Source organism: Affinirhizobium straminoryzae (genome assembly GCF_007004135.1).
Lineage (GTDB): Bacteria > Pseudomonadota > Alphaproteobacteria > Rhizobiales > Rhizobiaceae > Neorhizobium > Neorhizobium straminoryzae.
The window spans coordinates 24,995-31,365 of record NZ_VJMG01000033.1 but is presented as its reverse complement, the minus strand read 5'-3'; the positions used below and the strand labels follow the sequence as shown (position 1 = coordinate 31,365).

Here is a 6,371-nt window from a genome sequence, read left to right as displayed (position 1 = left end):
GCCGTGGCATGGCTGTTGCGGTCCGTCGCGCCGCCCACCTGGCGCGTCGACAGGAAGACGTTTTCCGAAAGCGTGATGCTCTGGCTGGCCTGCAGGCTGAACTTCGTGCCGGCCGACAAGGCGCTGGAATAGGCACCGCCACAGCCAAGGCAGGTATTGGCGGAAATCACGATCTGGGCCGGATCGATCAGCACTTCGCCGCCAGCGCCGAAGAAGGCTGCCGCATTCAATGTGCCACCGGCGAGCGTCACCACATTTTGCCCGCTGAACTCGATGAAGCCGCCATTGCCGGAGACCTCGCCCCCCAGCGCCAGCACGGAGGCATCGGCTGCCAGTTGCGATTCGTTCTCGGCAAAGATCACCACGGAGCCACCATCGGAGGCCGTGCCCTTGCCACTGGCGGAGATCAGGCTGCCTGCCTTCACCGCGACGTCGTTGCCGGCCTCCACGCGCACGGACCCCGCCTTGCGGCCGTTTGCACCGTCGGCCGTGATGCGACCGCCATTGATGACGGTGTCATCGACAGACTGCACCACGATCTGCGGGGAGATTCCGGCAGCACCCGCGCCCTCGACCGTCAGCGTGCCGGAAATATCGACATTCTGCGCGGCGACGGTGACGCCGGACTTCGCCGAGACGAGGCCCGCCACATTGACGATGCCCTTGCTGTTCTTCTGCAGTGCACCGATCGTCAGAAGCGAGAGCGCATCATTCTGGGCAGGCGCGCGACCGGCCTTCAGAAGCTGGTCGACGCTTTCCAGGGACGGCGTGGCAAGCGTGATGCTGTCCGCCTTCAGGATGCCGCTGGCGCCCACCACGATGCCGCGCGGATTGAGGAAGTAGACATTGCCGCCGATCTGGCCGTTCTTCAGCGCATTCAGCTGGCCATTGATGTCCGACTGCTTGTCGCGAACGATATTGATCAAATTCGAAACGGAGGACGGAACGATCAGGTTGACCGTCTGGCCGGCATAGACGTCGAAGATGCTGAAGGAGTTGTAGGCGTTGTTGCCGTTGATCGAGGTGGTCGAGATGTCGACAAGCCCTTCGCGGATGGTCAGCGCCGTTTCCGTGCGCGTCTCGGCGCTCTTGTCCAGCACGATCATCTTGCGCTCGGGGGCGGCCTGGCCTGCGCCGAGCAGCGAGATGGTGCCATCGGCACCGACCGTCACGGATTCCGCGCCCTTCTGCAGGCCCCCGGTATTGACCACATTCTCGAAGATGGCGCGCGAGGCCTCGGCCCCTTCGCGCACGGTGCCGTGGATCTCCTGGCTGGCAGAACGGATGATCAGCTTGTCGCGGGCATTCACCTCGCCGAGGATGCGCACGCTGCCATCCTTCGACAACGGCACATCGCCCCGGATGGCGGCCTCCACACGCGCATGGCTGATGGCGCCCTGGTTGTCGATCAGGGCCTCGGCGAATTCGGAGGTCGGGGTCTGCAGCGTCAGGCGGCCGGTATTGACCACCCCCTTTTCGCCCACGACGACCCCATGCGGGTTCAGGAAGTAGACGTCACCGCCGATCTCGCCGTTCTTGTAGCTGTTGAGAATGCCGTTGATCGAACTCTGCCTGTCACGCACCACGTTGAGCAGACGGTCTGCCCCCTGGGGGACATAGAGGTTGACCGTATGCCCCGCGTCGACATCGAACTTCGAGAAGGAGTTGAAGGCATTGCCATGGGCGATCGTGGTCGTGGTGACATCCGTCACCGCACCGTTCACCTGCAGCAAGGTCTGGGTGCGGCCATCGACGACGATCTGCTGCGCATGCGCCAGGAAAGGCTGGAGAACCAGACTTCCCGAAACAACCGAAACTGTCAGCGTGCGGGAAAAGCGCGCCAACACCGGATACCAGTGGCGAGACCGATCGACCATGTCCAAAACCCCCCGGCGCAGCCCCCCAGGCATTGGCTGCGCCAAACAAACATTCGCGGGCAAAGCGCCGGTCATATTTTCGATTCGAAATATATATCGGATTCCACCCAATCATAATACGGATACAGACTCATTTTTTATGTGTCCAGTGATTCGTTAAAAGCAAATCTGTAGTTTTCATCTGTTCCTAAAATAAAGATCCGCAAGATGGACTGCGACGATAATCCGCCGTTCATCCGCATCACGCCGACTCGAACGTCACGAATCGTGAGCCAGCGCGCGGCAAGAAACCCTCCGGATTTCAGCCGTCGCCGAAGGCCAAGTGTACCGCGACACAGCACGGAAACCGTGGAAGATACTGGTTATCTCTCTATTATATATGATTATTTTATCATGACTTCGACATGGGGTGCTGAGTTGGACCGCATGACTGCATCTCGATCCGAACGGCATCTTCTTGCGAAGCGGAGTCTGATCTCTACACCACCTGGCCTCTATCGGCACACATTCCCGCTTTGGCGCAATCATCAACACCGCGGGCATCAATATGAATCACACAATCGACAGAGAGCCATCTATACTGAAATATACATATTTACTCCCTTGTTTTATTCCGCATCGCAAAACAAGAAATCGCTTATGCACACCCCAAGCAGCACGTCAGCGAGGACAGCTATGCGGACCGGGCCTGCGAAAGATAGGCAGCCTCTCTCCGTCAGACCGCAGAGCCTCCTGCCGCCTGTGCCCCACAATGCAAATCGGCACGGCGGTTATCCGCCGTGCCGCTGTCTGTCTCGCATCGAGATAAGATCGGGGAAGCCGAGCCGCCTCAGTCCAGGCGTTGATAGACGAAACGGGAAAAATCCGCAGGCTTCGCACGGCCTGAGGTGTCGAAGGCAAGCATGCCGATGAAGGCGCCGGTGAAGGAACCATGCTCGCCGCGCCCGCCCTCGTCAGAGATCACGCCGGCATCCAGCACCGGGCCGATCGGCCGCCAGGCCTCCTCGCCCTTTGCCCGCCAGAAGAACTGCAGGTCGTTATCGCGCACCTCGGCTGCCAGTTCGAGTGCTCCGTCCGGCACCGCCTCGCCGCTCTCCACGGGAAAGCTCATCCGGCCGTGCGGAAAATCGCCGGGGCAGGAGAAGATGGTGACGACCCGGCCGAGCCTCTCATGCAGCGTCACGACCAGCGCGTGGAACTTGTGGCGGTTGTAATAATGCGTCAGCCCGGCGACCTGCTGATAGGTGTCCGGTTGAAACGCCAGCACGGTCTCGGCGCGAAACCGGTGATCTTCCTGCCGTCGTGCCACCAGTGCCTGCTCGAACCACGAGCCAATGCTTTCGCGGCCATGAAGCCTCAGAACGCCCGGCTGCTCCGTCAGCGAAAAGATCCGCTCCGGCTCCGGCATGCGCAGCCACTGGAAATCCTCGGGCAGCACCGGCTGGTCGAAGCGATAGTCGATGCGCTCCGGAGGGTCCTGCCGCGCGGCATCCGTCGGCGCTGGCACCTCCACGCTCGGCACGGTGCCGCCATCGGCCAGATACAGCCAGTCGTCGCGCCATACGCATTTCTGCAGCGCCGTCTCGCGGCCCAGCGTGCAGCGGCGCTGCGGGGCAAGCGGCCGGCCGCAGAGATGGGTGTGATAGGCCTCGCCTTCCGGCGTCTCCACATATTGTCCGTGGCCCGCCCGCTGCAGCACGGCCTCCGGATGATCCTTGGAGGTGATCAGATGCATCGCGGGGTGCATCTCGTAAGGTCCCGCGATGGAGCGCGAGCGGGCCATGGTCACCGCATGGTCATAGCCCGTGCCACCCTCGGCGGTGGTCAGGTAGTACCAGCCGTTGCGCTTGAAGAGATGCGGGCCTTCCACCAGCCCGAGCGGGCTTCCGGCAAAGATGTTGCGGATCGGACCGACGAGGCGTTTCGTCGCCGGATCCCATTCCTGCAGCAGGATGCCGTCGAAGGCGGGGCTCTTCGGCGAACCGCCATAGCTTTCGGTGCGGTGGTTCCACTGCATGTTGACGAACCATTTGCGCCCGTCATCGTCATGGAACAGCGAAGGGTCAAAGCCCGAGGAATTGACATAGACCGGATCGGACCAGTCCGCCGCGATGCTCGGCGCGGTCACGATGTAATTATGCGCATCCTTGAAGTTGCCGTCATAGCGTTTCACGTCGGTATAGACGAGCCAGAACTGCCCGTCGGCATGGGACAGGCACGGAGCCCAGATGCCGCAGCTGTCGGGATTGCCGCGCATGTCGAGCTGCGCCTTGCGCTCCAGCGGCCGGCGCACCAGCCGCCAGTTCACCAGATCGCGCGAATGGTGGATCTGCACGCCCGGATACCATTCGAAGGTGGAGGTGGCGATATAATAATCCTCGCCGACACGGCAGATGGAGGGATCGGGGTTGAACCCCGGCAGGATCGGGTTGCGGATCATCGGATTGTCCTGTGCGGGAACATGGGCTGGCCAGTGCATTGGTTCGTCCAGCCGGTCGCGCCCTGTCCCTCAGGCACGACCGGCTGCCCCCCCTCAGCGCAGAAGCGCGCGAGCTTCTTCGATGCCGAGTGCCGCCGGCTGGGTGCAGGTGGTCACCATGTCGATGAAACGCCCCTCCTCCCCCGATTTGAGGATCCCGGTCATCACATCGATGCCATGCAGCGTCCTGTCGAGTGAGCATCGCGGATCGCGCCCGTCAATGAGCGCCATGGCCATGTCGGCAAGGCCTGCGGTGCGATAGTTGGCGCGCGGCCCGCGCGGGCTTTCCTGGTTCGCCTTGCCGAACGGATGATCCCATTCCTCCAGCGGCTGGATATCGGTGTTGCGGCCGGAGGCCTCCACCTTGCCGCCGAAAAAATTCGGATCCGGCACGAAGATCGAGCCTTCGGTGCCGTAAAGCTCCATATTGGCATGGCGGTGCGACCAGACATCCCAGCTTGCCGACAGTGTGATGGTGGCGCCGCTCACGAATTCCAGCAGGGCATGGATCGTGGTCGGCGTCTCGACCGGGATCACGGTGCCGGCCAGCGGCTGGCTCGTCACGGTGCGGGTCGGGTTCGCCATCGAGGTAAGCGCCCCCACCCGCTTCACCGGCCCGACGAGGTTGATGAGGTTTGCGATGTAATAGGGCCCGAGGTCGAGGATCGGCCCGCCGCCGGCCAGGAAGAAGAAGCCGGGGTTCGGATGCCACATTTCCATGCCGGGGCTCATCACATGGCAGGTGCCCGACGTGATGCGGCCAACGCCGCCTTCATCGATATATTTGCGGGCCAGCTGGTGCGAGCCGCCGAGGAAGGTGTCTGGCGCGCAGCCCACCGCCAGCCCCTTCGCCTGGGCGAGCGCCTTGAGTTCCTCGCCCTCCTCCAGCGACAGCACCAGCGGCTTTTCCGAATAGACATGCTTGCCCGCTTCAAGAATCGCCTTGGAAACGGAAAAATGCGAGGCGGGGATCGTCAGGTTGACGATCACGTCCAGCGCGTCATTGGCGAGCAGGTCCTCGATGGACTGGGCCGCCACGCCGTATTCCTCGGCGCGCAGTTCGGCCGCGCTGCGGTTCAGGTCCGCGCAGGCCAGGATCTTGAGCCCCTTGAACAGGGGCGCAAGCGAGAAGTAGGTGGTCGAGATATTGCCGCATCCGATGATGCCGACGCCAAGTTCCTTCGCCATGGGGCGCTCCGCAAATAATCAGGGGTCAGTAGGTTTCGAAGGAGGCGATCGAACGGGCAATCAGCCGGTCGACGTCCTTCGGATTGTCGTGCTCCAGCACGAAATGCTTGGCAGAGGTCTTGCGCAGCGCGGCGATCAGGTCCTTCCACGGCACCGTGCCATGGCCGAGATCGGCCCAGCCATCCTCGTCGGCATTTTCTCCGGGTGCCGCAATATCCTTCACATGCACGGCCGTGATGCGTTTGCCATAGCTTTCGATCCAAGCGAAGGGATCGGCCTTGCCGCGCACCACCCAGGCAATGTCGGCTTCCCAGGCCAGGTCCGGCCCGCCGGCCAGGATCTGTTCCTGCGGCGTCGAGCCATCGTCCAGCGTCTTGAATTCGAAATCATGGTTGTGCCAGCCGAACACATAGCCGGCATCCCGATAGCGCTTGCCCACCTCCTGCAGGCGCTGGCCGAAGGCGAACCAGCCCGCCGCATCGGATGGCCGAAGGTCCGGCAGAAGATAGGGGCAATAAATGGCTTCCATGCCGAGCGTCTTGGCAATCGCCAGCGCCTGTTCCGGCTGCTTCTCAAGAAGGTCGAGGCCGAAATGGCCGGTCGGCATGGTCAGGCCCGCCGCATCGAGATCGGCCCGGAGCGCCTTCAGCGCTGCGTCGTCCATCGTGCCATAGATGCCGCCATAGCCTTCGACCTGCGTGTAGCCGGCCTGCGAGAGCTTTGTCAGCGTCTCCGACAGCGGCGGAAAATTGCGGGCGCTGTAAAGCTGGAAGCCAAGTTCGGTCATGTCATCCTCCCGGGCCCTGATGGCCCCTGCTGGGTCAAGA

General features: G+C 62.5%; 4 protein-coding genes. All 4 read right to left on the bottom strand.

Annotated features, from left to right (window positions below; genetic code table 11):
* A partial coding sequence (locus FNA46_RS13265) for a leukotoxin LktA family filamentous adhesin (protein WP_185969845.1) occupies positions 1–1,877 on the bottom strand: 1,877 nt, incomplete at its 3' end.
* A gap of 829 nt (positions 1,878–2,706) precedes the next feature.
* Complete coding sequence (locus FNA46_RS13260) at positions 2,707–4,317, bottom strand: glycoside hydrolase family 43 protein (protein WP_143125684.1); 1,611 nt, start codon at positions 4,315–4,317, stop codon at positions 2,707–2,709.
* A 93-nt stretch (positions 4,318–4,410) separates the two neighbouring features.
* Positions 4,411–5,544, bottom strand: a complete 1,134-nt coding sequence (locus tag FNA46_RS13255; RefSeq protein ID WP_143125683.1) for a Gfo/Idh/MocA family protein — start codon at positions 5,542–5,544, stop codon at positions 4,411–4,413.
* 25 nt (positions 5,545–5,569) lie between these two features.
* Positions 5,570–6,331, bottom strand: coding sequence for a sugar phosphate isomerase/epimerase family protein (locus FNA46_RS13250; protein WP_143125682.1), 762 nt, complete (start codon positions 6,329–6,331; stop codon positions 5,570–5,572).
* Positions 6,332–6,371 lie beyond the last annotated feature (40 nt).